Annotated in this window: 18 protein-coding genes and 1 tRNA gene; 13 read left to right on the top strand and 6 right to left on the bottom strand. The window is 72.6% G+C overall.

Annotated elements, in window-relative coordinates; translation table 11 throughout:
* Positions 1–81: 81 nt before the first annotated feature.
* Together ACQB60_RS17705 and ACQB60_RS17700 are read left to right on the top strand one after the other, a co-directional pair.
* Entirely contained in the window at positions 82–2,979 is a 2,898-nt protein-coding gene (locus ACQB60_RS17705) for a peroxidase family protein (RefSeq protein ID WP_496926938.1), read from the top strand.
* On the top strand, positions 2,966–4,363 hold the full coding sequence (locus ACQB60_RS17700) for a hypothetical protein (RefSeq protein ID WP_496926937.1): 1,398 nt from the start codon (positions 2,966–2,968) through the stop codon (positions 4,361–4,363). Before ACQB60_RS17705 ends, ACQB60_RS17700 begins: the two co-directional genes overlap by 14 nt.
* 10 nt (positions 4,364–4,373) lie before the next feature.
* Here the strand turns inward: ACQB60_RS17700 and ACQB60_RS17695 are convergent, their stop codons facing one another.
* The gene (locus tag ACQB60_RS17695) at positions 4,374–5,945 is read right to left on the bottom strand and encodes an acetolactate synthase large subunit (protein WP_496926936.1); all 1,572 of its coding nucleotides are present in this window, start codon (positions 5,943–5,945) and stop codon (positions 4,374–4,376) included.
* A gap of 208 nt (positions 5,946–6,153) precedes the next feature.
* On the opposite strand from ACQB60_RS17695, the gene ACQB60_RS17690 reads away from it, so the two are divergent.
* On the top strand, positions 6,154–6,726 hold the full coding sequence (locus ACQB60_RS17690) for a hypothetical protein (protein ID WP_496926935.1): 573 nt from the start codon (positions 6,154–6,156) through the stop codon (positions 6,724–6,726).
* A 96-nt stretch (positions 6,727–6,822) separates the two neighbouring features.
* Here ACQB60_RS17690 and ACQB60_RS17685 read toward each other — a convergent pair.
* Positions 6,823–6,910: transfer RNA gene (locus ACQB60_RS17685), tRNA-Leu, on the bottom strand.
* 192 nt (positions 6,911–7,102) lie between these two features.
* Here ACQB60_RS17685 and ACQB60_RS17680 point away from each other — a divergent pair.
* From ACQB60_RS17680 to ACQB60_RS17670, 3 genes are all read left to right on the top strand, one after another.
* On the top strand, positions 7,103–8,428 hold the full coding sequence (locus tag ACQB60_RS17680) for a M20/M25/M40 family metallo-hydrolase (protein WP_496926934.1): 1,326 nt from the start codon (positions 7,103–7,105) through the stop codon (positions 8,426–8,428).
* Between the two features lie 177 nt (positions 8,429–8,605).
* Complete coding sequence (chpH, locus tag ACQB60_RS17675) at positions 8,606–8,839, top strand: chaplin ChpH (protein WP_496926933.1); 234 nt, start codon at positions 8,606–8,608, stop codon at positions 8,837–8,839.
* 139 nt (positions 8,840–8,978) lie between these two features.
* A complete protein-coding gene (locus ACQB60_RS17670; RefSeq protein ID WP_496926932.1) occupies positions 8,979–9,770 on the top strand; it encodes a chaplin in 792 nt (263 codons plus the stop codon).
* 87 nt (positions 9,771–9,857) lie between these two features.
* On the opposite strand, the gene ACQB60_RS17665 is transcribed toward ACQB60_RS17670, so the two are convergent.
* The gene (locus tag ACQB60_RS17665) at positions 9,858–10,046 is read right to left on the bottom strand and encodes a DUF5703 family protein (RefSeq protein ID WP_033323315.1); all 189 of its coding nucleotides are present in this window, start codon (positions 10,044–10,046) and stop codon (positions 9,858–9,860) included.
* A gap of 47 nt (positions 10,047–10,093) precedes the next feature.
* Here ACQB60_RS17665 and ACQB60_RS17660 point away from each other — a divergent pair, with 47 nt between their 5' ends.
* Positions 10,094–10,894 carry a hypothetical protein gene (locus ACQB60_RS17660; protein ID WP_496926931.1) on the top strand — a complete coding sequence of 267 codons (801 nt, stop codon included), beginning with the start codon at positions 10,094–10,096 and terminating at the stop codon, positions 10,892–10,894.
* A 78-nt stretch (positions 10,895–10,972) separates the two neighbouring features.
* Here ACQB60_RS17660 and ACQB60_RS17655 read toward each other — a convergent pair whose 3' ends face one another.
* Together ACQB60_RS17655 and ACQB60_RS17650 are read right to left on the bottom strand one after the other, a co-directional pair.
* Positions 10,973–13,426: a helix-hairpin-helix domain-containing protein gene (locus tag ACQB60_RS17655; RefSeq protein ID WP_496926930.1), complete on the bottom strand. Its 2,454-nt coding sequence runs from the start codon at positions 13,424–13,426 to the stop codon at positions 10,973–10,975.
* Positions 13,423–14,409, bottom strand: a complete 987-nt coding sequence (locus ACQB60_RS17650) for an aldo/keto reductase (protein ID WP_496926929.1) — start codon at positions 14,407–14,409, stop codon at positions 13,423–13,425. Before ACQB60_RS17650 ends, ACQB60_RS17655 begins: the two co-directional genes overlap by 4 nt.
* A 116-nt stretch (positions 14,410–14,525) precedes the next feature.
* Between ACQB60_RS17650 and ACQB60_RS17645 the strand changes: the two genes are divergently transcribed.
* The gene (locus tag ACQB60_RS17645; RefSeq protein WP_496926928.1) at positions 14,526–15,575 is read left to right on the top strand and encodes an LLM class F420-dependent oxidoreductase; all 1,050 of its coding nucleotides are present in this window, start codon (positions 14,526–14,528) and stop codon (positions 15,573–15,575) included.
* 224 nt (positions 15,576–15,799) lie between these two features.
* Positions 15,800–16,588 carry a ferritin-like domain-containing protein gene (locus ACQB60_RS17640; RefSeq protein WP_496926927.1) on the top strand — a complete coding sequence of 263 codons (789 nt, stop codon included), beginning with the start codon at positions 15,800–15,802 and terminating at the stop codon, positions 16,586–16,588.
* 32 nt (positions 16,589–16,620) lie between these two features.
* On the opposite strand, the gene corA is transcribed toward ACQB60_RS17640, so the two are convergent.
* Positions 16,621–17,613 carry a magnesium/cobalt transporter CorA gene (gene corA, locus ACQB60_RS17635; RefSeq protein WP_496926926.1) on the bottom strand — a complete coding sequence of 331 codons (993 nt, stop codon included), beginning with the start codon at positions 17,611–17,613 and terminating at the stop codon, positions 16,621–16,623.
* A gap of 110 nt (positions 17,614–17,723) precedes the next feature.
* Between corA and ACQB60_RS17630 the strand changes: the two genes are divergently transcribed.
* From ACQB60_RS17630 to mshC, 4 genes are all read left to right on the top strand, one after another.
* On the top strand, positions 17,724–18,410 hold the full coding sequence (locus ACQB60_RS17630; RefSeq protein ID WP_384845416.1) for a histidine phosphatase family protein: 687 nt from the start codon (positions 17,724–17,726) through the stop codon (positions 18,408–18,410).
* Between the two features lie 96 nt (positions 18,411–18,506).
* Positions 18,507–19,097, top strand: coding sequence for a DUF3090 domain-containing protein (locus ACQB60_RS17625; protein ID WP_496926925.1), 591 nt, complete (start codon positions 18,507–18,509; stop codon positions 19,095–19,097).
* Positions 19,061–19,903, top strand: coding sequence for an SCO1664 family protein (locus ACQB60_RS17620; RefSeq protein WP_496926924.1), 843 nt, complete (start codon positions 19,061–19,063; stop codon positions 19,901–19,903). Before ACQB60_RS17625 ends, ACQB60_RS17620 begins: the two co-directional genes overlap by 37 nt.
* A gap of 145 nt (positions 19,904–20,048) precedes the next feature.
* Positions 20,049–21,278: a cysteine--1-D-myo-inosityl 2-amino-2-deoxy-alpha-D-glucopyranoside ligase gene (mshC, locus tag ACQB60_RS17615; protein WP_496926923.1), complete on the top strand. Its 1,230-nt coding sequence runs from the start codon at positions 20,049–20,051 to the stop codon at positions 21,276–21,278.
* Positions 21,279–21,328: the final 50 nt, after the last annotated feature.

The raw sequence follows: 21,328 nt of genomic DNA, 5'->3' as shown, positions 1-21,328 counted from the left end.
GAACCGTCGCTGCGGGGGCCCCGCGGGCGCCAGTAGCGTCGCTGCCCCGTCCCGTACGCATCCGTACGAAGGAAGCGCCCGATGGCCGACACCGAGCAGACCCCGCAGACCGCGCAGAACGAACAGACCCACGAGCGCTACGTGGGCGGCAGCCCGGAAACGGAGCGGAAGATCTTCCTGCGCCTGGCGCGGGAGCTGATGAAGGTCCAGGCGAAGAACCGCAGCGGCAAGACGCACCTGGCCCGCACCTTCCACGCCAAGTCCGCCCTCGGCGTGGAGAACGCGCGCCTGCGCTTCCACGACGAGCTGCCCGACGCCCTGCGCACCGGCTACGCCCAGCCCGGCGCCGAGTACCAGGCCACCGTGCGGCTCTCCAACGCGAGCGGCATCGCGCAGCCCGACGGCACCCCCGACCTGCGCGGCGCCGCCGTCCGCGTCGCCGTCTCGGCCGAGGAGAGCCACGACCTGCTCGCCACCAACCACCCGGTCTCGCACGCCCGCGACGCCCGCGAGTTCGTGGCCTTCGCCAAGGCCATGGCGGGCGCCCGCACCCCCGTACAGAAGGCGTTCGGGCTCTTCGTGAAGCTGCCGCTCGCCGTCGGCCTCACCGCCGCGACCCGGATGCGCCGCAACGTGCAGGCCGCCGCCCGGCACACCGTGAGCAGCCTCGCGGGGGAGACGTACTACAGCCGGGGCGCGGTGCTGTGGGGCGAGGCCGGGCCCGTGCGCTTCCTGCTGCGCCCGGCCGCCGGGGCCGCCGCGGCCAAGGCGGGCGACGCCGACCGGCACGACCCGGACTTCCTCCGCCGCGACCTGGCCCGCCGCCTCGCCACCACCGACGTCGGCTTCGAGCTGTGCCTGCAGCGCTACGTCGACGACCGGCGCACCCCCGTCGAGAACGGCGCCGTCGAGTGGAAGGAGGCCGTCACCCCGCCGGTGCCCGTCGCCCGGCTCACCATCCCGAGCCAGGACCTGACCACCGCCGAGGCCCGCGCGGCCGCCCAGCGGGTGGAGGAGCTGAGCTTCAACCCCTGGTACACCACCGACGACTTCCGCCCCCTCGGCAACCTCAACCGGGCCCGGAAGATCGCGTACGAGGCGAGCGCCGCGCACCGCAAGGGCCTGCGCTTCCTCACCCCCGAACCGCTGCGCAACCGGATCCTCGGCCCCCCGGTGGGCGCCGCCTTCGACGCCCTCAACCGCGTCGTCCCGTGGCACAAACTGCCCCTGGACGCCGCCCTGTTGAACCTGGTCTTCCTGCGCAAGGCGCTGCGCCGCCTCAACCTCATCGACACCGACCTGCACGAGGCGCCCCCGAAGGCGGGCCCCGTCCCGGCCCCCGTCGCCGAGGAACTGCGCACGGCACGGTCGTACGACGGCACGTACAACGACCTGTCCGAGCCGCGCATGGGCTCCGTCGGCGCGGCCTTCGGGCGCAACCTGAAGCCCGACTACCGGCCCGAGCTCTTCGACACCCCGAACCCGGTCACCGTCAGCCGCAGGCTGCTGTACCGCGACACCTTCGTGCCCGCCACCAGCCTCAACATCCTGGCCGCCGCCTGGATCCAGTTCCAGGTCCACGACTGGGTCAACCACCGCCGCTTCAAGACCGGTGAGCGCGCCGTCGAGGTCCCCATGCCGTCCGGCTCCACCTGGCACAACACCCCGGGCGGCCCCGAGGAGACCGTGATGCGGTTCGCCGAGAACGAGGGCATCCCGCTCCCGGCCGGGCGGCCGCCGATCCTCTTCGGCAACTCCGCCTCGCACTGGTGGGACGGCTCCGAGGTGTACGGGGCCGACGAGCACACCGCGCGCTTCCTGCGGGAGCCGGACGGCGGCGCCAAACTCCGCCTGGACGAGGGGTACTTGCCCGGCGGCCCCGGCGGTATCCCGCTCACCGGCTTCAACGAGAGCTGGTGGCTCGGGCTCGGCGCCATGCACACCCTCTTCGCCCGCGAGCACAACGCGGTCTGCGACGCGCTGCACCACGAGTACCCGACGATGAGCCAGGAGCGGATCTACCACACGGCGCGCCTCGTGGTCTCCGCCCTCATCGCCAAGATCCACACGGTGGAGTGGACCCCCGCGATCCTCGCCACCGAGGCCCTCGACGTCGGCATGCACACCAACTGGCAGGGCCCGCCCGACAAATGGCTGTCCAAGCTCGGCCTCTGGCTCCTGGAGGCGCACTCCCTCACCGGCATCCCGAAGACGCTGCCCGAGCACCACGGAACGCCGTACTCGCTCACCGAGGACTTCGTCACCGTCTACCGCATGCACCCGCTGATCCCCGACGACTTCGAGATGCGCGAGCACCACTTCGGGCAGCGCCTGGAGACCCTCGGGTTCATGGACATCCAGGGCGCCGCGGCCGAGGCCGCGATCCGCAAGACGGGCCTCGCCGACACGCTCTACTCCTTCGGCATCGCCCACCCCGGCGCGATCACGCTGCACAACTTCCCGCGCGCACTGCAGCAGTTCGAGCGCGACGGCGAGATCATCGACCTCTCGGTCGTGGACCTGGTACGCACCCGGCGCCGCGGCGTGCCCCGCTACAACGACTTCCGGGCCGGCCTGCACAAGCAGCGCCTGCGCAGCTTCGAGGACCTCACCCGGGAACCGGAGACCCTCGCCCGTCTGAAGGACGTCTACCGCTCGGTCGACGAGATCGACACGGTGGTGGGCCTGTTCGCGGAGAACCCGCCCACCGGCTTCGGCTTCAGCGACACCGCGTTCCGCATCTTCATCCTCATGGCGACCCGGCGCCTGCAGAGCGACCGCTTCCTGACCGTCGACTACCGCCCGGAGATCTACACCCCGCTCGGCATGGACTGGGTCGAGAAGGGCGGCATGAACTCGGTGATCGCGCGCCACTGCCCGGACCTCGCGGGGCTGCTGCCGCGCGGTGCGACCGCGTTCGCTCCCTGGCGCCAGGTACCGCCGACGAAGGACACCGGAGCGGACCGTGGCACCGGCTGACGGCCTCTTCGCACCCCACGAGGGGGCGGGTCTCGACGACCTCCTGACCCGCCCCCTGGTTCCGGCGGTCTGGCGCCGCCGCACCCACCGGGTGAGCCGCGGCGCCAACGTCCCCGCGGGCTCGATGAGTTACCGCTCGCCGCACGAGCCGAAGCCGCTGAGCGATCTCGAAGAGGCCGTCCTGATCGCCCTCACCGGCTGCACCGGCCTGACCATGCCCGACCGCCCCTTCGAGGACCCGCGCGACGGCAAGCCCATCATGGCCAAGCCCAACCTGACGATGTACGGGCGCACGGCGGGCAGCCCCGACAACGCGCAGGGCACCCACTTCTTCATGATCAACGACACGGGCACGTACTACCTGCGCAAGCTCCCGCCCGCTCCCGGCGAACCCTTCACGCCGGCCACCCTCGTGGCCCGCGCGGCCGAGTCCAAGGTCCGCGTCCTGGACCACCGCCTCGACGTCGCGGAGGGCATGCGCGACTTCCCGGCCTACCTGGACTCGAACCGCTTCCTGTCCAACCTCCCCGGAACCACCGTCTTCTTCCCGGTGGTCGACCTCTCCCACCAGTACATCAACGCCCTGATGTACCTCCTCACACAGCCCGACGGCGCCCGCCCCGCCTTCGTGGACGACCGCAACCTCTACCGCCCGGCGGGCGTGAAGAAGTGGCTCCGCAACGGCTTCCTCAACCCCGCCCTGAAGCTCCCGCTCGGCGCCCTCGGCCCCATGCGCACCCAGATCGAGGCGGACCTCCTCCTGCAGAACCTCATGCTGGTGGCGGACGCCATGGGCCTCGGCGCCTGGATCCACGCGAGCCTCAACCCCCAAGTCGCCCTGGGCGACCCGAAGTTCTCGCGCGCCTACGGGCGCATGCTCGGCTTCACCTTCGTCACCCCGCGCTGGCGCCTGGCCGACCTGTGGCGCTGGCACGTCCCGCTGCCCAAGTACGCGACGCTGCGCTCCCACCCGGTGGGCCTCACCTCCCGCGACGGCGAGCCGCTCATCACGGCGGCCTGCCCGCCCGCGTACAAGACCATGGCGGACGCCGTGGACGCCGTCGTCCGCGCCAAGTTCGGCCCCGGCGGCACCTACGGCGACAAGGACGTCTTCGCCCGCATCTACAGGGAGGACTACGGCCAGCGCTACCTCGCCGAGGCCAGCGAGTACGACGAGCGGGTGGTGGAGTGCGCGCGCGACGTCTGCGCCTACATCCACGCCACCCACGGCCGCTTCCCCGCCCACACGGACGCGATCCACGTCCCCGGCGTCTGGCTCCAGGCCCACCACGTGGAGGAGGAGTACTACGGCCGCTTCTTCACGGCGGGCCTGACGGAAGCACACCGCGGACACGCGTCACGGTGGCACTCCGGCAACGCGTAGCGGGCCCGCCTCACGCGAGCGCGGGCACCACACAGTCCACGAGGAACGGCCCCGGCTCCGCGAGCCCCCGCTCCAGGAGCCGGGCGAACTCCTCGGCCGTCGTGGCCCGTTCGGCGGGCACGCCCATCCCGCGCGCGAGGGCGACGAAGTCCAGCTCGGGCCGGGACAGGTCGAGCAGCTCCCGCGCCCGGGCCCCGCCGACGCCCGCGCCCACCATCTGCAACTCCAGGTTCAGGACCGCGTACGACCGGTTGTCGAAGACCACCGTCGTCACGTTCAGCCCCTCCCGCGCCTGCGTCCACAGCGCCTGCACCGTGTACATCGCGGCCCCGTCCGCGACCAGCGCCACCACCGGCCGCTCCGGACAGGCCACCGCCGCCCCCGTCGCACAGGGCAGCCCCTGCCCCATCGACCCACCGGTCAGCGTCAGCCAGTCGTGCGGCGGCGCCCCCGCCGTGGCGCCGGGCAGCCACAGCCCTGAGGTGTTGGCCTCGTCCACGACGACGGCGCCCTCGGGCAGCAGCGCCCCGATGGCCGCGGCGGCGGACTCCCCGGTGAGCTCACCGGACGGCAGCTCCGGCCGAACCCCCTTCGCAGGCACGGAGGTTGCGTCCCCTGTCACGTCCACGGCCTCGGCGAGCGCGCCGAGCGCACCCGCGACGTCCTCCGCCCCCGCGGCCAGCGCGTGCACCGCACACCCCTCCGGCACGAGCTCCCCGCTCTGCCCCGGATACGCGAAGAAGGCCACCGGCGCCGCGGCCCCGGCGAGGACCAGGTGCCGGACCCCGCCGAGCTGCCCCACCGCGTCCGCGGCCCGGTACCCGAGCCGCTCCACGGCGGGCACCCCCGCGCCCCGCTCCAGACGCGCGGGAAAGGTCTCGCACAGCAGCCGCGCCCCCGTGGCCGCCGCGATCCGCCCGGCGGCCCGCAGCGCGGGACCCCGCGTGGCCGCACCGCCGAGCAGCAGCGCCGCGGACTCCCCGCCGCGCAGCGCGTCGGCCGCCTCGGCGACGGCGTCGGCGGAGACGAGACCGCCCCGCCCCGCGGCCGGAACCCGCACGGGCGTCCCGGACTTGCCCGCGTCCGACCAGGAGACGTCGGCAGGCACCACGAGCGTCGCGATGGCCCCCGGCGGCCCGGCCGCGGCGCCCACGGCCTGCGCGACGTCCCCGGCCAGATCGCCCGCCTGGTACGTCCGCCGCGTCCACCCCGAGACCGTGCGGGCCAGCGCCGTGATGTCGGACTCCAGCGGGGCGTCGAGCCGCTTGTGCGACAGCGCGTGGTCCCCGACGACGACCACCACGGGCGTACCGGCCCGCCGCGCGTTGTGCAGATTGGCGAGCCCGCCCGAGAGCCCGGGCCCGAGGTGCAGCAGCGCACACGCGGGCCACCCGGTCATCCGCCCGTACCCGTCGGCGGCCCCGGTGGCGACCCCCTCGAAGAGGCACAGCACGGCCCGCATCCGCGGCACGTCGTCGAGCGCGGCGACGAAGTGCATCTCGGAGGTCCCGGGATTGGCGAAGCACACGTCGACGCCGCCGTCCACCAGTGCGTTGATGAGGTGCTGCGCTCCGTTCGGCATGGCGATCCGCCTCTGCTCGACGTACGGGCTGCCAGTGTCGGGGCGCGGGAAGCTCCGGGGCAGCCCACGATCCGGCCACGGGCGGGCGCTCGCACCAGGCGCCACGGCAGTGGGCCGAGGAGAGTCTGAGGAGTTGTTCTGTGTGAACCATGACTGGCCGGAAAGCGACGTTACGGTGATCGCTCATTCACCATCAACGAGGGAATCCATGAAACTCAACTTGCGTCGCATATCGCCTCTTTCCCGCTCGTCCGCGGGCAAGAAGGCCGTGTCGGTCGCGCTCGTGGGCGCCGCCGTCGCCGGCGCGTCGGTGCTGACCGCCGCTCCGGCGTCGGCGCTGAGCTGGAAGTGCAACAGCAGCTCCCGCACCATCGACGACGCGGGCTACTCCGGCCCGTGGGGCGACAACTGGGACTTCACGGTCAAGAACTGCGTGGCCCGGTCGGGCGGTTACATCTACTCGAAGGCCACCGTGAGCTGGGACGCTCCGCCGTGGTACTCCGGCACCGACCTGTCCAACACCTTCGACGCCGCGTACTTCCGGCTGTACGTGAAGCACGCCGACGGCGGCGCCGACTCCGTCCTGGCCCACAAGACGTTTTACATCCAGGACAACCTGGCGGCCATGAACGGCAGCGGCAACGGCTCCTGGTCCACCGGCACGGCCAAGAAGTACGTGGGCAGCAAGAGCGCGTACGCCGACGGCGCCCTGAAGCTCAACTGGAACAACGACGGCAGGGACCTGGTCCACTACGGCTTCAAGGGCTCCGGCTCGCGCTGAGTCACGCGGGCACGCGCAGCGCGCCGTGAAAGCCGTGAGAACCGGGTAAACGCAGACGGTGCCGGCCGAGATTCGGCCAGCACCGTCTGGTGTTGCTGGTGTCCGAGGGGGGACTTGAACCCCCACGCCCGATAAAGGGCACTAGCACCTCAAGCTAGCGCGTCTGCCATTCCGCCACCCGGACCGGTGGTCTGTCGCGGTTTCCCGCGGCGACGTGGAAAACCATAGCAAACATTCAGGGGTCCCTGATCACACGGGCATCTGTCGTCCCAGCTGCGTGAACGACGCATGTCAGCAGTTGCCCGGCCTTGGGTGGGGAGGGGTGCGCGCGGGAGGATGAGGGGGACCACCAGCAGCGACAGCGGAAGGAACAAGAGTGAGCGAGTCCAGCGCGGCCAGGACTGTCACCGGCGAGGACGAGGTAGTCGATCTCTGTCGCGACCTGATCCGCATCGACACCAGCAACTACGGCGACCACTCGGGCCCCGGCGAGCGCAAGGCGGCCGAGTACGTGGCCGAGAAGCTCGCCGAGGTGGGCCTGGAGCCGCGGATCTTCGAGTCCCACCCGGGGCGCGCCTCCACGGTCGCCCGCATCGAGGGCGAGGACCGCTCGCGGCCCGCCCTGCTGATCCACGGCCACACCGACGTCGTGCCGGCCAACGCGGCGGACTGGACGCACCACCCCTTCTCCGGGGAGATCGCGGACGGCTGCCTCTGGGGCCGGGGCGCCGTCGACATGAAGGACATGGACGCGATGACCCTCGCGGTCGTCCGTGACCGGCTGCGCAGCGGCCGCAAGCCCCCGCGCGACATCGTCCTCGCCTTCCTCGCGGACGAGGAGGCGGGCGGGACGTACGGGGCCAGGCACCTCGTCGACAAGCACCCGGACCTCTTCGAGGGCTGCACGGAGGCCATCAGCGAGGTCGGCGGCTTCTCGTTCACGGTCAACGAGCAGCTGCGGCTCTACCTCGTCGAGACGGCGCAGAAGGGCATGCACTGGATGAAGCTGACCGTGGACGGCACCGCCGGTCACGGTTCGATGATCCACAAGGACAACGCCATCACCGAACTCTCCGAGGCGGTCGGGCGGTTGGGCCGGCACAAGTTCCCGGTGCGCGTCACCAAGACGCTGCGGCACTTCCTGGACGAGCTCGGGGACGCCCTCGGCACCGAGCTGGACCCCGAGGACATGGACGAGACGCTCGCCAAGCTCGGCGGCATCGCCAAGCTCATCGGCGCCACGCTCTCCAACACCGCCAACCCCACGCAGCTGGGCGCCGGTTACAAGGTCAACGTGATCCCGGGGCAGGCGACCGCGCACGTCGACGGGCGCTTCCTGCCCGGCTACGAGGAGGAGTTCCTCGCCGACCTCGACCGCATCCTCGGACCGAACGTGAAGCGCGAGGACGTGCACGCGGACAAGGCCCTGGAGACGAGCTTCGACGGCTCGCTCGTCGACGCCATGCAGTCGGCGCTGCAGGCCGAGGACCCGATCGCGCGCGCCGTGCCGTACATGCTCTCCGGCGGCACCGACGCCAAGTCCTTCGACGACCTGGGCATCCGGGGCTTCGGCTTCGCGCCGCTGAAGCTGCCGCCGGAGCTGGACTTCGCGGGCATGTTCCACGGTGTCGACGAGCGGGTCCCGGTGGACGGCCTGAAGTTCGGGGTCCGGGTGCTCGACCGGTTCATCGACGCTTCCTGACGGCAATCGCCCGCTTCGGTCGGTTCGGACGCTGAAACGACACTCCAATAATCGTCAGCGCGTGCGTACTTGACTGAAAAGAGTGAAAGGAACCATAGGCTCGTAGCCCCATAACTTCCCCCTCGTTACAGGTGGTGCGGTCCGCGGCTGGGACCGCATTGCCAACAAGGAGGAATAATGATCAAGAAGGTCGTCGCCGCTGCGGCTGCCACTGGTGGTCTCGTGCTCGCGGGTGCGGGCATCGCCGCTGCCGACGCCGGTGCCCAGGGTGCCGCCGTGAAGTCTCCCGGCGTGCTCTCGGGCAACGTTGTTCAGGCGCCCGTGCACGTCCCGGTGAACGTCTGCGGCAACACCATCTCCGTGGTCGGGCTGCTGAACCCCACTTTCGGCAACACCTGCACCAACAGCTGACGTTGTTGTGCCTCACCCCATGAGGGTCTGAGTCCTTCGGCCCCGGAGTGCGAGCCATGCACTCCGGGGCCGTCGGGCATTCCGCGCACACGTCAGCAGGCGCGTGCGCTTTCCGGAAGGTATAAGGCAGGGAAAAGCTATGCGACAGGTCACGCGCAAGGGCCTGATCACCGTGGCGGCCGCGACCGGCGTGCTCGCCGTGACGGGTGGCTACGCGCACGCCGACTCCGGCGCCAAGGGCGGCAGTTCGGACTCCCCGGGCGTGCTCTCGGGCAACTCGGTTCAGCTCCCCGTTGACGCTCCGGTCAACGTGTGCGGCAACACCGTGAACGTCATCGGGGTTCTCAACCCCGCCATGGGCAACAACTGCGAGAACACCTCCGGCAAGGGAGGCGGCTCGCACAAGCCCACCGGCGGCGGGGCCACGGCCTCGGGGCACACCAGTGACTCACCCGGCGTCGCCTCGGGCAACGACGTTCAACTGCCGGTCAACGCACCGGTGAACGTCTGCGGCAACAGCGTCACCATCGGCGGGCTCGGCAACGCGGCCATGGGCAACGAATGCGCCAACCACGAGGCCAAGCCGCCGAGCAACGGGAAGCCGCCGTCGAAGCCGCACCACCCCGGCAAGCCCGACCACCCCGGCAAGCCCCATCACCCGGGCAAGCCGGACCAACCTGGTAAGCCGGACCACCCGGGCAAGCCCGACCACCCGGGCAAGCCGGAGCAGCCCACGAAGCCGGGCGGGCACACCCCGCAGCACCCGGCCAAGCCGAACCAGCCGTCGACGCAGGTCGTCGCGCCGCCGGCGGACCGGTCGATGCTCGCCGAGACGGGCAGCTCGCTGCCGCTCGGGGTGGCGCTGCCGGTGGGCGCGAGCGCGCTGCTCGCGGGCACGGTGCTGTACCGCAGGTCCAGGGCGGGCGTCTGAGCCGGACAGTGGCGCTGAGCCGCGCGTAGAACGGAGCGGGCCCCGCCGGTGCGGGGCCCGCTCCGTCGCGCGTCGGTCAGGTGCGCGTCACCAGGTGGCGCGCACCTGGCGGATGATCCGTCGGCGCAGCCGCACCCTGCGGCTGCCGTCCGGGTGCAGACTCAGGCGGTCCAACTCCCAGTGTCCGTACTCTGCGTGGTCCGTCAGCAGACGCGTGGTTTCCTTGCGGGAGACCCCGCGCGGCACATACACGTCGACAAATTCGTATTCCGGCATCGCATCTATTGTGCGGGCACGGGCCCGGTACGGATAGCGTCTGCACTATGTCTGATGCTGCGCAGCCCACCGCTGCCGAGGTACGCGCCGCCGCCGAGGCGATCAAGACCGCGCTCGACCGCCATCTCGCGGCGGTCGAACGCAGGTCGGGGGAGGACGACCCGGCCGTCTACGAGGCGTTCAACGAGCTGGCCGTCGCGGCCGAGGAGTACGACGAGCTCCTCTACGACCGCTACGACGAGGTCACCCCGTTCGAGATCCCCGGCTCCGACGAGACGCTGCCGCCGTACCAGGGCCCCGCGGAGCCGAACGCGCTCAGCGTGCTGATCCGTCGCGACTACGCGGTGGTGGACCAGCAGCGGCTCCTCGCCCAGGCCCAGCGGGTCGCGGACCTGGACGCGGAGACGGAGGAGGGGGTCGAGGGCGCGGCGGGCAGCAACGCGCACGCGGCGCTCGGGGTGCTCTTCGGCGAGTTCGAGCCGGACGAAATCGCCTCCCGGCACAAGGAGTTCGGCCTGGAGGAGGGCGACTCCACGCTCTGGGTGACCGCGGCGGACGAGCCCGCGGATCCGGGCGAGTGGCTCGACGCCCCCTTCGAGCAGGCCGACCCGGCCCGCGTCGTGTGCCGCTTCGACGTCAGTGCGGTCTTCGACGACGACCTGGACGACGGCGTCGGCTTCGCGCCCGGGCCGCTCGACGACCTCGACGACGTGGAAGACATCGACGAGGCCGACGAAGCCGACGAGTCCGATGTGGCCGACGTGGCGGACGACGGGGTCGAAGTGGTCGCGCTCGACGACCTGGACGAGCCCGACGGAGCGCGGGGCCGGGGCGCGGCCCACCCTTAGGAGAGACGTTCCCTTGGATCCCTCAGGGCGCCTGGATCTTGGCGCATCCAGGCCGGGACGCCCTGAGGGATCAGGGACCTAGGAGGACGCCGTCACCGGGATCTGCGGGCGCAGCAGCGTCTGCAGGCGCGTGGTGCGGGGCTTCGGGAGGACCTCCGCCACCGCGCGCGGCAGCGCCTGCTCCGCGCCCTGGACGACGGACAGATGGCGCTCGCCGCGGCTGAACGCCGTATAGACCCAGGGGCGGTTCAGCGACCGCGCCGCGTCGCCGGGCAGCACCACGACCGCCGCCGGCCAGCGCAGCCCCGCCGCCTGGTGCGCGGTGAGCGCCCACGCGTGCCGGACGGTGCGCTCCACCAGCTCCTTGCGGACGACGACGGGGGCGCCGTCGCACTCCAGGTGCAGCCCCTCCGCGTCGGCGCGGACCACGTGCCCGAGCGTCGTGCGGCCAGCCGCCGGGGTGTGGGCGACGCGGTCCCCGGGGTCGAAGCCGCCGAAGCGGCCGGGGCCGGGGTTGAGCCGCTCCTTCAGCGCCGCGTTCAGCACGCGGGTGCCCGCGGCGCCGCCGTGGCCGGGGGTGATGACCTGGGTGTCCCGCGCGGGCACGCCGATGGCCCGGGGCACCGAGTCCGCGACGAGCTGCACCGTGCGGTGCACCGCCTCGCCCGCGTCCCGCACCGGGACGATCACGATCTCCTTGCCGGGCGCCTCGACCTCGGCCAGTTCGCCGACGCCGATCCCGGACACCAGCTCACCGAGGGGGCCCGGGTCCGGGGTGCGCGAGACCACCTGCGGGCAGCAGCGGGCGGCGAGCAGGTCCGCGAAGACCCGGCCGGGCCCGACCGAGCCCAGCACGCCCGGGTCGCCGCTGAGCACCAGGCGGGCGCCGTCGGGCAGCGACTCCACGAGCATCGCCGCGCTCTCCACGTCCAGCTGCGGGGCGTCCAGGACGACCAGGACGTCCACGGCGAGGGCGCCGTCCGCGTCCCGGCCCGGGCCCCGTGCGCCCGAGAGCAGGTCGCGCACCGTCACGGCGGCCGCGGCGTGCTCCTCGCCCAGGGCCTCGGCGAGACGGCGGCGCCCCTCGGGGGCGTGCACGGCGGCGCAGACGCGCAGGCCGAGGCCGAGCGCGGCGGCGGCCAGGGCGGCGGGCTCCGCGCGCGCGGCCTCGCCGCCGGAGTGCAGCACGAGGGCGTGACCGCCAGCGGCGCGGATCAGCTCGGCGGCCGACCCGGAGGTCTGCTCGGCGGCGGCCTGCCACTCGGCGGCGCCGGGGCCCGAACCCTCCTCCTTGGGAAGGGAGTTGACCAGCCGGGCCAGGCCGTCCGCCAGGCTCTCCTCGGCCAGCGCGTACCGCTCGAGGCCGAACAGGACGCGGACCGGCGCCGCTTCGGCCTCGCCGTCGCCCTCCTCCGCCGCGTCCTCGACGGGGGCGGCCGGGGCGGGCACCCCGGGGGTCTCGATCGCGTCCTGGAACACGAGGACGTCGGCCTCCGCGATGGCGCTCTGCACCGCCGCGTCCGGGTCCGGCACCCCGCGCTGCCCGAGCGCCTCGGTGAGCGCCGCCGCGTCCAGGGCGGTGTGCCCCGCGAGGGCGGCCTGCTCCAGGAGCCATACGGTGAGGGCGCACCCTCTGCGCTCGTCGTCCGGGCCGCACTCGGGGCCGAGGAGCGCGCGGGCGAAGCCGTCGGCCTGCTCGGGGCGGACCCCGCTCACGCGCAGCAACTGCCAGGGGTCCGCGCGCAGTTGCCCGTCGGCGCCCTCGCCGAGCGCCTCCGCCACGCGGGGGGCGAGCGCGGCGGGCGCCCCGCCCTCACCGAGGACCGCCTCGACGGTCGCGACGGTCTCGGGGGCGGGCGCCGCGGGTCCGGCAGGGGCGGGCAGCAGGGGCTGGGGGCGGCGCTCCGGCTCGGGGGCGGGCCTGCGCGGGGCGGGCTCGGCCGAGGGCCGGTCGAAGACTCCGGTGGCGGGCTTCTCGCCGCTCTCCACGGCACGCACGGCCGCCAGCAGGTCGGCGGCGGTCCCGCTCAGCTTGGCACCGCTGTCGATGGGCTCCTCCCGATCGGCCTTGCGCCGCTCGATCCGCTCCCGCAGCTCCCGCTGAGCGGCCAACTCGGCTTCGGCCTCGGACGGCTGAGCGGCACCGTCCGCGCCGTCGGCGCCCGGCTGCGCGCTTCCGGCGGCCTCGTCCGCGCCGTCTCCGTCCGACTCCGTACGCCCGGGGGCGCCCTCCGCGCCGTCGGCCGTCGCCTCCGCGCCTTCGGCGCCCGGCCGCGCGCTCTCGTCGGTCCCGTCCGCACCCTCGGCGTCCAACCCCGCACGCTCGGCGGCAGCCTCCGCATCCTCCGCGGCCACGTCCGTGCTCCCGGCATCTGGCCCCGCGCTGTCTGCAGTGGCCTCCGCGCCGTCCCCGTCCGACGACTCCGCCCCCTCGTCCGCCCTGCCCGTCTCGGTGTCCGGGGCGGCAGCCGTCGGCCCGGCCTCCGGCGTCCCCGGCTCGGTTTCCTCCGCGGCAGCGGGCTCCGTGCTCACAGCGTGCTCCAGTCGTGATCGGGATAGCGGTGCACGGGCGCCGACACATCGTCGAGCGCCTGGCAGATCTCGTCAGGAAGACTAAGGGTCTCCACTGACAATGCAGCCGTGAGCTGCTGCGCGTTGCGCGAGCCGACGATGGGGGCGGTCACTCCGGGGCGGTCGCGGACCCACGCGAGAGCGACCTGCAGCGGGGTCGCCGCCAGGCCGTCGGCCGCTATCGCGACGGCGTCGACGATGCGGCTCGCGGCGTCGTCGAGATAGGGCGCGACGAACGGGGCCAAGTGGTCACAGGCGCCCCGGGAGTCGGCCGGGGTGGCGTCGCCCCGGTACTTGCCCGTCAGGACGCCCCGGCCGAGCGGCGACGACGGCAGCAGCCCGATGCCCAGGTCGAGCGCGGCGGGCAGCACCTCGCGCTCGACGCCGCGCTGGAGCAGGGAGTACTCCATCTGCGTACTGGCAAGGCGGGTGCGCGTCCCGGGCGCGGCCAGCTGCCAGGTGGCCGCCTTCCCCAGCTGCCAGCCGCAGAAGTTGGAGACCCCGGCGTAGCGGGCCCGGCCGCTGCTGACCGCGAGGTCGAGGGCCTGCAGCGTCTCGTCCAGGGGCGTGTCCGGGTCGAAGGCGTGCACCTGCCACAGGTCCACGTAGTCCGTGCCGAGGCGGGCCAGGGAGGCGTCGAGGGCGGCGAGCAGATGTCCGCGCGAGCCGTCGAAGCGGCGCTCCGGGTCGGGCACGCTTCCCGCCTTCGTGGAGATGACCAGGTCGCGGCGGGGCACGAGGCGCTCGACGAGACGGCCGAGGAGGTACTCCGCCTCCCCGTCGCCGTACACATCGGCCGTGTCGACGAGGGTGCCGCCCGCTTCCCAGAAGACCTTCACCAGGTCCGCGGCGTCGTTCTCGTCGATGTCGCGGCCCCACGTGAGGGTGCCGAGCCCGATCCGGGACACGCGCAGGCCGGTCCGGCCGAGATGCCTCTGCTCCATGGGCGCTGAGATTACTGGCCGTACCCCCGTGGCGCGTGGGCCTGTGGACAAACCCATGGTGGGAGGGCGAGGATCGGCGACACCGGCACGTTACTGATGGGTAAGGGGATCTGGCCATGCAGCTCGGGATCAACCTCGGCTACTGGGGCGCGGGAATGGACGCGGACAATCTCGCCGTCGCGAAGGAGGCCGACCGGCTCGGGTACGCGGTCTGCTGGGCCGCCGAGGCGTACGGCTCGGACGCGGCCACCGTGCTGTCCTGGGTCGCGGCCCAGACCGAGCGGATCGACATCGGCTCGGCCATCTTCCAGATCCCGGCCCGCCAGCCCGCGATGACCGCGATGACCGCCGCCACCCTGGACTCGCTGTCGGGCGGCCGCTTCCGGCTCGGCCTCGGAGTCTCCGGACCGCAGGTCTCCGAGGGCTGGTACGGCGTGAAGTTCGACAAGCCGCTCGCCCGCACCCGCGAGTACGTCGAGATCGTGCGCAAGGCCATGACCCGTGAGCGCCTCTCGTACGAGGGCGCGCACTGGACCCTGCCGCTGCCGGACGGCCCCGGCAAGCCCCTCAAGCTCACCGTGCACCCGCAGCGCGAGCACATCCCGCTGTACATCGCCGCGATCGGCCCCAAGAACCTGGAGCAGACCGGTGAGATCGCCGACGGCGCCCTGCTGATCTTCCCCGCGGCCGAGCACCTGGAGGAGACCGCGGTCCGCCACCTGCGCGCGGGCCGCGAGAAGGCGGGCAAGTCGATGGACGGCTTCGACATCGTGCCGACCCTCCCGCTCGCCGTCGGCGACGACGTGAACGCCCTCGCCGACATGTTCCGGCCGTACACCGCCCTCTATGTGGGCGGCATGGGCAGCCGCAAGCAGAACTTCTACAACCAGCTGGCCCAGCGCATGGGCTACGAGAAGGAGGCCGCCGAGATCCAGGACAAGTACCTGGCCGGCGACAAGGAGGGCGCGGCCGCGGCGATCCCGACCCGGCTCATCGACTCCACCACGCTGCTCGGTTCCGTGGAGCGCATCGCCGACCGCATGCGGGCCTATGCCGACGCCGGGGTCACGACCCTCACCCTCGCCCCCGCGGGCTTCACGCTCGACGAGCGGATCACCGCGCTGCGGGCGGGCACCGAGGCGCTGGAGCACGCCGGACTGGCGTAACGCGGGGGAGGGAAGTTCTGCGGCCGTGGTGGGGGCTCGGGGGTCTTCCCCGCCACGGCCGTCACGAGGAACAACGCGTCAGCACGCCCGCGGTTACGGCCCCGATCGGGCGCCGGAGTCCTCCGTTCGGCCGAGCTGTCCTGTACACCTGTTGCCGCTTGTCGCAGCCCGCATTTGACTCGGTCTCGGTGGGACCACGCGCGGAGGCCACGGAGGTGCCAGCGATGCTTTCGGCCAGGAGTCTTTTCGAAGAGATCCTCGACCACGACGAGTCCTTCCGGCTCTTCTGCTCCATCGCCGCGGGCGGCGAGGCCCAGGGCGGCTGGGAGAACGGCCGGATCGCGGCCCTCGTACCGGCGAGCGAGCGCGCCCTCGCGCCCAAGGTGGCACGGCACGGCGCGGACGAGGACAAGCACGGGCGGATCTTCAACGCCCTGCTGCGCAAGCGCGGCCTCACCCCCGTCGAGGTGCCGCGCGAGACCGACTACACGATGCTCCTGGAGAAGCGCGGCATCGGCCTCGCGCACGAGCAGCTGAAGTCCGACGAGCCGCTCACCGTCGCGGACCTCGTCACCTACCTCGCGCACAGCCGCGTCACCGAACAGCGCGCCTCCGAGCAGATGCGGCTGCTGCGCAAGCACTTCGCCGACCACCCCGACATCGGCCGCGCGGTCAAGATGATCTCGAACGACGAGGACAACCATCTCGCCTACTGCCACGAGGAGTTGCTGCGCTTCGCGTACGCCGGGCACGGCCGCGCCATCCAGCGGGCGCTGCGCGAGTGCGCGCTCGCCGAGATCCGCGTCTACCGGGACGTCAGCCTCGCCGTGATGGACCACATGGGCCGCATCCTCGGCTGGCCGGCCGCCAAGGCAAGAGTGCTCGCGGCGGGGATCCACGCCGTCCACGCGTACGAACGGGCCGTGGGCTGGCGGCGGATGGTGACCCTGGAGATGCCCGAGCGGCGCGACGCGCTGGGCGGACCGGCGGTCACGGCGCCCGAATTCGCGTAGTCCTGAAGGGAGTTCGTGCCGTCCCGGAGGGCTCAGAGCCAGCCGCGGTGCTTGAAGAGGCGGTACAGGAGGAACTCCAGGGCCACCATCAGGACGATCACGCCCGGGTACGTCCAGACCCAGTGGAGCTCGGGCATGTGGTCGAAGTTCATGCCGTAGATGCCCGCGATCATCGTGGGCACGGCGGCCATCGCGGCCCACGCGGAGATCTTCCGCATGTCGTCGTTCTGCCGCACGCTCGTCTGCGCCAGATCCGCCGAGAGGATGTCCGACACCAGCCGGTCCAGGCCCTCCACCGACTCGTTGACCCGCGTCAGGTGGTCGCTGACGTCGCGGAAGAACGGCTGTGCCGAGGCTTCCACGAAGGGCACCTTCGGGGCGAACGGGCCCGCACCCGCGAGCCGGGCGATCGGCATCGCCAACGGCCAGGTGGCACGCCGGAATTCGAGGACCTGCCGCTTGAAGGTGTAGATGCGGGCTGCGGTGTCGCGGGAGCCGCGCGGCGTGAAGACCTGCGCCTCCAGCTCCTCCAAGTCGGTCTGCAGCTCGTCGGCGACCTCCAGGTAGTGGTCGACGACGGCGTCCGAGATCGCGTACAGGACGGCCGTCGGGCCGTGCTTGAGCATCTCCGGCTCCGCCTCCATGCGCAGGCGCACGTCGTGCAGCGGGGCGCCCTCGCCGTGCCGGACCGTCACCACGAACGAGTCCCCGATGAAGACCATGACCTCGCCGGACGACACCACGTCGTGCTCCGGCTCGTACACCACTGGCTTCAGGACCACGAACAGCGAGTCGTCGAAGACCTCCAGCTTCGGCCGCTGATGGGCCTTCAGGGCGTCCTCCACGGCCAGCCGGTGCAGCCCGAACTCGGCGGCGACCTGGTCGAACTCCTGCATGGTCGGCTCGTGCAGCCCGATCCAGACGAACGCGTCGCCCGCGGCACGCGCCTCATCGAGGGCGTCGGACAGGTCCGCCGGACCTTCCGTACGACGCCCCTCGCGGTAGATGGCGCAGTCGACGATCACGTGCCGCATTCTCCCGAACCCGAGCCGTGAGCGCACCCGCACCGACGGCCTCTTCTGTGACCCCTTCCGCGACCCGGGTGCCCTTGACGCCAACACTTAGGCTGACCCGCATGCCCACGCTGATCCTCGTCCGGCACGGACGCTCCACGGCCAACACCGCGGGACTGCTCGCCGGGTGGACCCCCGGCGTGGCCCTCGACGAGCGGGGGGCCGAGCAGGCCGCCGCGCTGCCGGGGCGGCTCGCCGGGCTGCCGCTGTCCGAGGTCGTCACCAGCCCGCTGCAGCGCTGCCAGGAGACCCTCGCCCCGCTGCTCGCCGCCCGCCCCGGGCTCACCGCGCACGCCGAGGCGCGCATCGGCGAGTGCGACTACGGCGACTGGTCGGGCCGCAAGCTCGCCGAGCTCACCGAGGAGCCACTGATGGAGGTCGTGCAGCGGCACCCCTCCGCGGCGGCCTTCCCCGGCGGCGAGTCCATGCGGGCCATGCAGACCCGCGCCGCCGAGGCGGTACGGGAGTGGAACGCGCGCGTGGCGGAGCAGCACGGCCCCGACGCCGTGTACCTGATGTGCTCGCACGGCGACATCATCAAGTCCCTTGTCGCGGACGCCCTCGGGCTCCATCTGGACCTGTTCCAGCGCATCTCCGTGGAGCCCTGCTCCGTGACCGCCATCCGGTACACGCGGCTGCGCCCCTTCCTCGTACGCCTGGGAGACACCGGCGACTTCGGCTCCCTCGCGCCCCGGCCCGAAGCCACCGACGGCGACGCGACCGTGGGTGGTGGCGCGGGCGCACCGTGATCGTCGGCCGCAGTAGGGTGAAGCGGCCGCGTCAAGCGGTGGCCGCCCAGGCGGCAGCAGTTGAACAGTTGCAGTCGATCCCAAGGGAGACAGGACGTGTCCCGTCAGGTGTTCCTCTACGACCCGCCGGAACGCTTCGTGGCCGGAACCGTCGGGCTCCCCGGGCGGCGTACCTTCTTCCTCCAGGCGTCCGCCGGCGTGCGCGTGACCAGCGTCGCCCTGGAGAAGACCCAGGTGGCCGCCCTCGCCGAGCGCATGGACGAGCTCCTCGACGAAGTCGTGCGGCGCAGCGGCGGCAGCGCCGCCGTCCCGGCCGTGGCGCCCGCGGAGAACGACGACAGCGCCCCCCTGGACTCGCCCGTCGAGGAGGAGTTCCGCGTCGGCACCATGGCATTGGCCTGGGACGGCGACGAGGAGCGGATGATCGTCGAGGCGCAGGCCCTGGTGGAGCTGGACGCCGAGTCCGAGGAGGACCTCGCCGAAGCAGAGGAAAGGCTCCTGCAGGACGAGGAGAACGGCCCGCCGATGCTCCGCGTCCGGCTCACCGGCGCCCAGGCCCGCGCCTTCGCCAAGCGCGCCCTCGACGTGGTGAACGCGGGGCGGCCGCCGTGCCCGCTGTGCAGCCTGCCGCTCGACCCGGAAGGACACGTATGCCCGCGCCAGAACGGATACCGGCGAGGAGCGTGAGCACCGCAGCCGCCGGGCCCGCCGACACGGAGCTCCTCACCCGGGGCGAGCTCACCGCGCGCGGGCGCATCCGGGAGGCTTCGAACGCGGTCCTCTACTGCACCGTGGCGTACGGGGGCAGGGAGGCGGCCTGCGTCTACAAGCCGGTCGCGGGGGAGCGCCCGCTGTGGGACTTCCCCGACGGGACGCTCGCCCAGCGCGAGGTCGCGGCCTACGAGGTCTCCGAGGCGATGGGCTGGGGCCTGGTGCCGCCGACGGTGCTGCGGGACGGGCCGTACGGCGAAGGCATGGTGCAGCTCTGGATCGAGGGCTCCCAGGAGGACGCGGACGGGCTGCTCGCCGTCGTGGCGGGGGAGGAGCCGGGGGAGGGCTGGAAGGCCATCGGGTTCGTGGACGCGGAGGAGGGCGATCCGGCCCTCCTGGTGCACGCCGACGACCCCCGGCTGCGGCGCCTCGCCGTCCTCGACGCCGTGATCAACAACGCGGACCGCAAGGGCGGCCATCTGCTCCCGGCCGGTGACCGCCTCTACGGCATCGACCACGGCGTCACCTTCAACACCGAGGACAAGCTGCGGACGCTGCTGTGGGGGTGGGCGGGGGAGCCGCTCACCGAGGAGGCGGTGGCCGTGCTGGGGTCCCTGCGGGACGGGCTGAAGGACGGGGCGCCGCTGGCCGAGCGGCTCGGGGCCCTGATCACCCCTGCCGAGGTGGGGGCCACGCGCGCGCGGGTGCTGGCCCTTCTGGAGTCCGGGGTGCATCCCGTGCCCGGTGGGGAGTGGCCCGCGATTCCGTGGCCGCCGGTCTGAACCCCGGCCCGCCTGTCCGGATCGCGCCGTCGATGGCCCCTGCATGTTTCACCGTGATCCGCAAGAGTGCCTCCCCGGCCAGTTCACGGCCGTTCCAACGGAATCCGGTTCGTCTACGGAACCTACGTCCGGTTAGGCTCAAGACATGCATGCCTGGCCCGCTTCTGAGGTCCCCGCCCTTCCCGGCAAGGGCCGCGACCTCCGGATCCACGACACCGCGACCGGTGGCCTCGTCACCCTCGACCCCGGTCCCGTCGCCCGTATCTACGTCTGCGGCATCACCCCGTACGACGCGACCCACATGGGTCACGCGGCGACCTACAACGCGTTCGACCTCGTTCAGCGCGTGTGGCTCGACACCAAGCGGCAGGTTCACTATGTCCAGAACGTGACCGACGTGGACGACCCGCTCCTGGAGCGCGCCAACCGCGACGGCAAGGACTGGGTCGCCCTCGCCGAGGGAGAGACCGCGCTGTTCCGCGAGGACATGACGGCGCTGCGCCTGCTGCCTCCGCAGCACTACGTGGGAGCCGTCGAGTCGATACCCGGCATCGTGCCGCTCGTCGAGCGCCTGCGGGACATGGGCGCCGCCTATGAACTCGACGGCGACATCTACTTCTCCGTCGAGTCCGACACCCACTTCGGGTCGGTCTCGAACCTGGACCGCGCCGCCATGAAGCTGCTCTCCGCAGAGCGCGGCGGCGACCCGGACCGCCCCGGCAAGAAGGACCCGCTCGACCCGATGCTGTGGATGGCCGCCCGCGAGGGCGAGCCCAGCTGGGACGGCGCCTCCCTCGGCCGCGGCCGCCCCGGCTGGCACATCGAGTGCGTGGCCATCGCCCTGGACCACCTGGGCATGGGCTTCGACGTGCAGGGCGGCGGCTCCGACCTCGCCTTCCCGCACCACGAGATGGGCGCCTCGCACGCCCAGGCGCTCACCGGCGAGTTCCCCTTCGCCAAGGCGTACGTGCACGCGGGCATGGTCGCCCTGGACGGCGAGAAGATGTCGAAGTCCAAGGGCAACCTCGTCTTCGTCTCCAAGCTGCGGCGGGACGGCGTGGACCCGGCGGCCATCCGGCTCGCGCTCCTCGCCCACCACTACCGCGCCGACTGGGAGTGGACCGACGACGTCCTGCGCGAGGCCGTCGAGCGCCTCGGCCGCTGGCGCGCCGCCGTCTCCCGCCCGGACGGACCGGCAGCCGAAGCCCTGGTCGAAGAGGTCCGCGAGGCCCTCGCGAACGACCTGGACGCCCCGGCCGCGCTCGCCGCGGTGGACGCCTGGGCCGCCCGCCAGGACGCCGAGGGCGGGACCGACGAGGGTGCGCCCGGTGTCGTGTCGCGTGCCGTGGACGCCCTTCTCGGCGTAGCCCTGTAGACGACCGCCGCACCGAATGGGCCGCTCCGGAAATCCAGGAGCGGCCCATC

The organism is Streptomyces odontotermitis, from assembly GCF_050510915.1.
GTDB lineage: Bacteria > Actinomycetota > Actinomycetes > Streptomycetales > Streptomycetaceae > Streptomyces.
The sequence above is the reverse complement of the archived record's forward strand: the minus strand, read 5'-3'. Positions and strand labels throughout refer to the sequence as shown.

Excerpts from the sequence above, each read along its gene's own strand:
- ACQB60_RS17660 (WP_496926931.1), top strand. The coding sequence starts at position 10,094 with ATGTCTGATGCTGCGCAGCCCACCGCTGCCGAGGTACGCGCCGCCGCC.
- ACQB60_RS17665 (WP_033323315.1), bottom strand. The coding sequence starts at position 10,046 with ATGCCGGAATACGAATTTGTCGACGTGTATGTGCCGCGCGGGGTCTCC.
- ACQB60_RS17650 (WP_496926929.1), bottom strand. The coding sequence starts at position 14,409 with ATGGAGCAGAGGCATCTCGGCCGGACCGGCCTGCGCGTGTCCCGGATC.
- ACQB60_RS17690 (WP_496926935.1), top strand. The coding sequence starts at position 6,154 with ATGAAACTCAACTTGCGTCGCATATCGCCTCTTTCCCGCTCGTCCGCG.
- mshC (WP_496926923.1), top strand. The coding sequence starts at position 20,049 with ATGCATGCCTGGCCCGCTTCTGAGGTCCCCGCCCTTCCCGGCAAGGGC.
- ACQB60_RS17695 (WP_496926936.1), bottom strand. The coding sequence starts at position 5,945 with ATGCCGAACGGAGCGCAGCACCTCATCAACGCACTGGTGGACGGCGGC.
- ACQB60_RS17670 (WP_496926932.1), top strand. The coding sequence starts at position 8,979 with ATGCGACAGGTCACGCGCAAGGGCCTGATCACCGTGGCGGCCGCGACC.
- ACQB60_RS17630 (WP_384845416.1), top strand. The coding sequence starts at position 17,724 with ATGCCCACGCTGATCCTCGTCCGGCACGGACGCTCCACGGCCAACACC.
- ACQB60_RS17640 (WP_496926927.1), top strand. The coding sequence starts at position 15,800 with ATGCTTTCGGCCAGGAGTCTTTTCGAAGAGATCCTCGACCACGACGAG.
- chpH (WP_496926933.1), top strand. The coding sequence starts at position 8,606 with ATGATCAAGAAGGTCGTCGCCGCTGCGGCTGCCACTGGTGGTCTCGTG.
- ACQB60_RS17620 (WP_496926924.1), top strand. The coding sequence starts at position 19,061 with ATGCCCGCGCCAGAACGGATACCGGCGAGGAGCGTGAGCACCGCAGCC.
- ACQB60_RS17645 (WP_496926928.1), top strand. The coding sequence starts at position 14,526 with ATGCAGCTCGGGATCAACCTCGGCTACTGGGGCGCGGGAATGGACGCG.
- ACQB60_RS17705 (WP_496926938.1), top strand. The coding sequence starts at position 82 with ATGGCCGACACCGAGCAGACCCCGCAGACCGCGCAGAACGAACAGACC.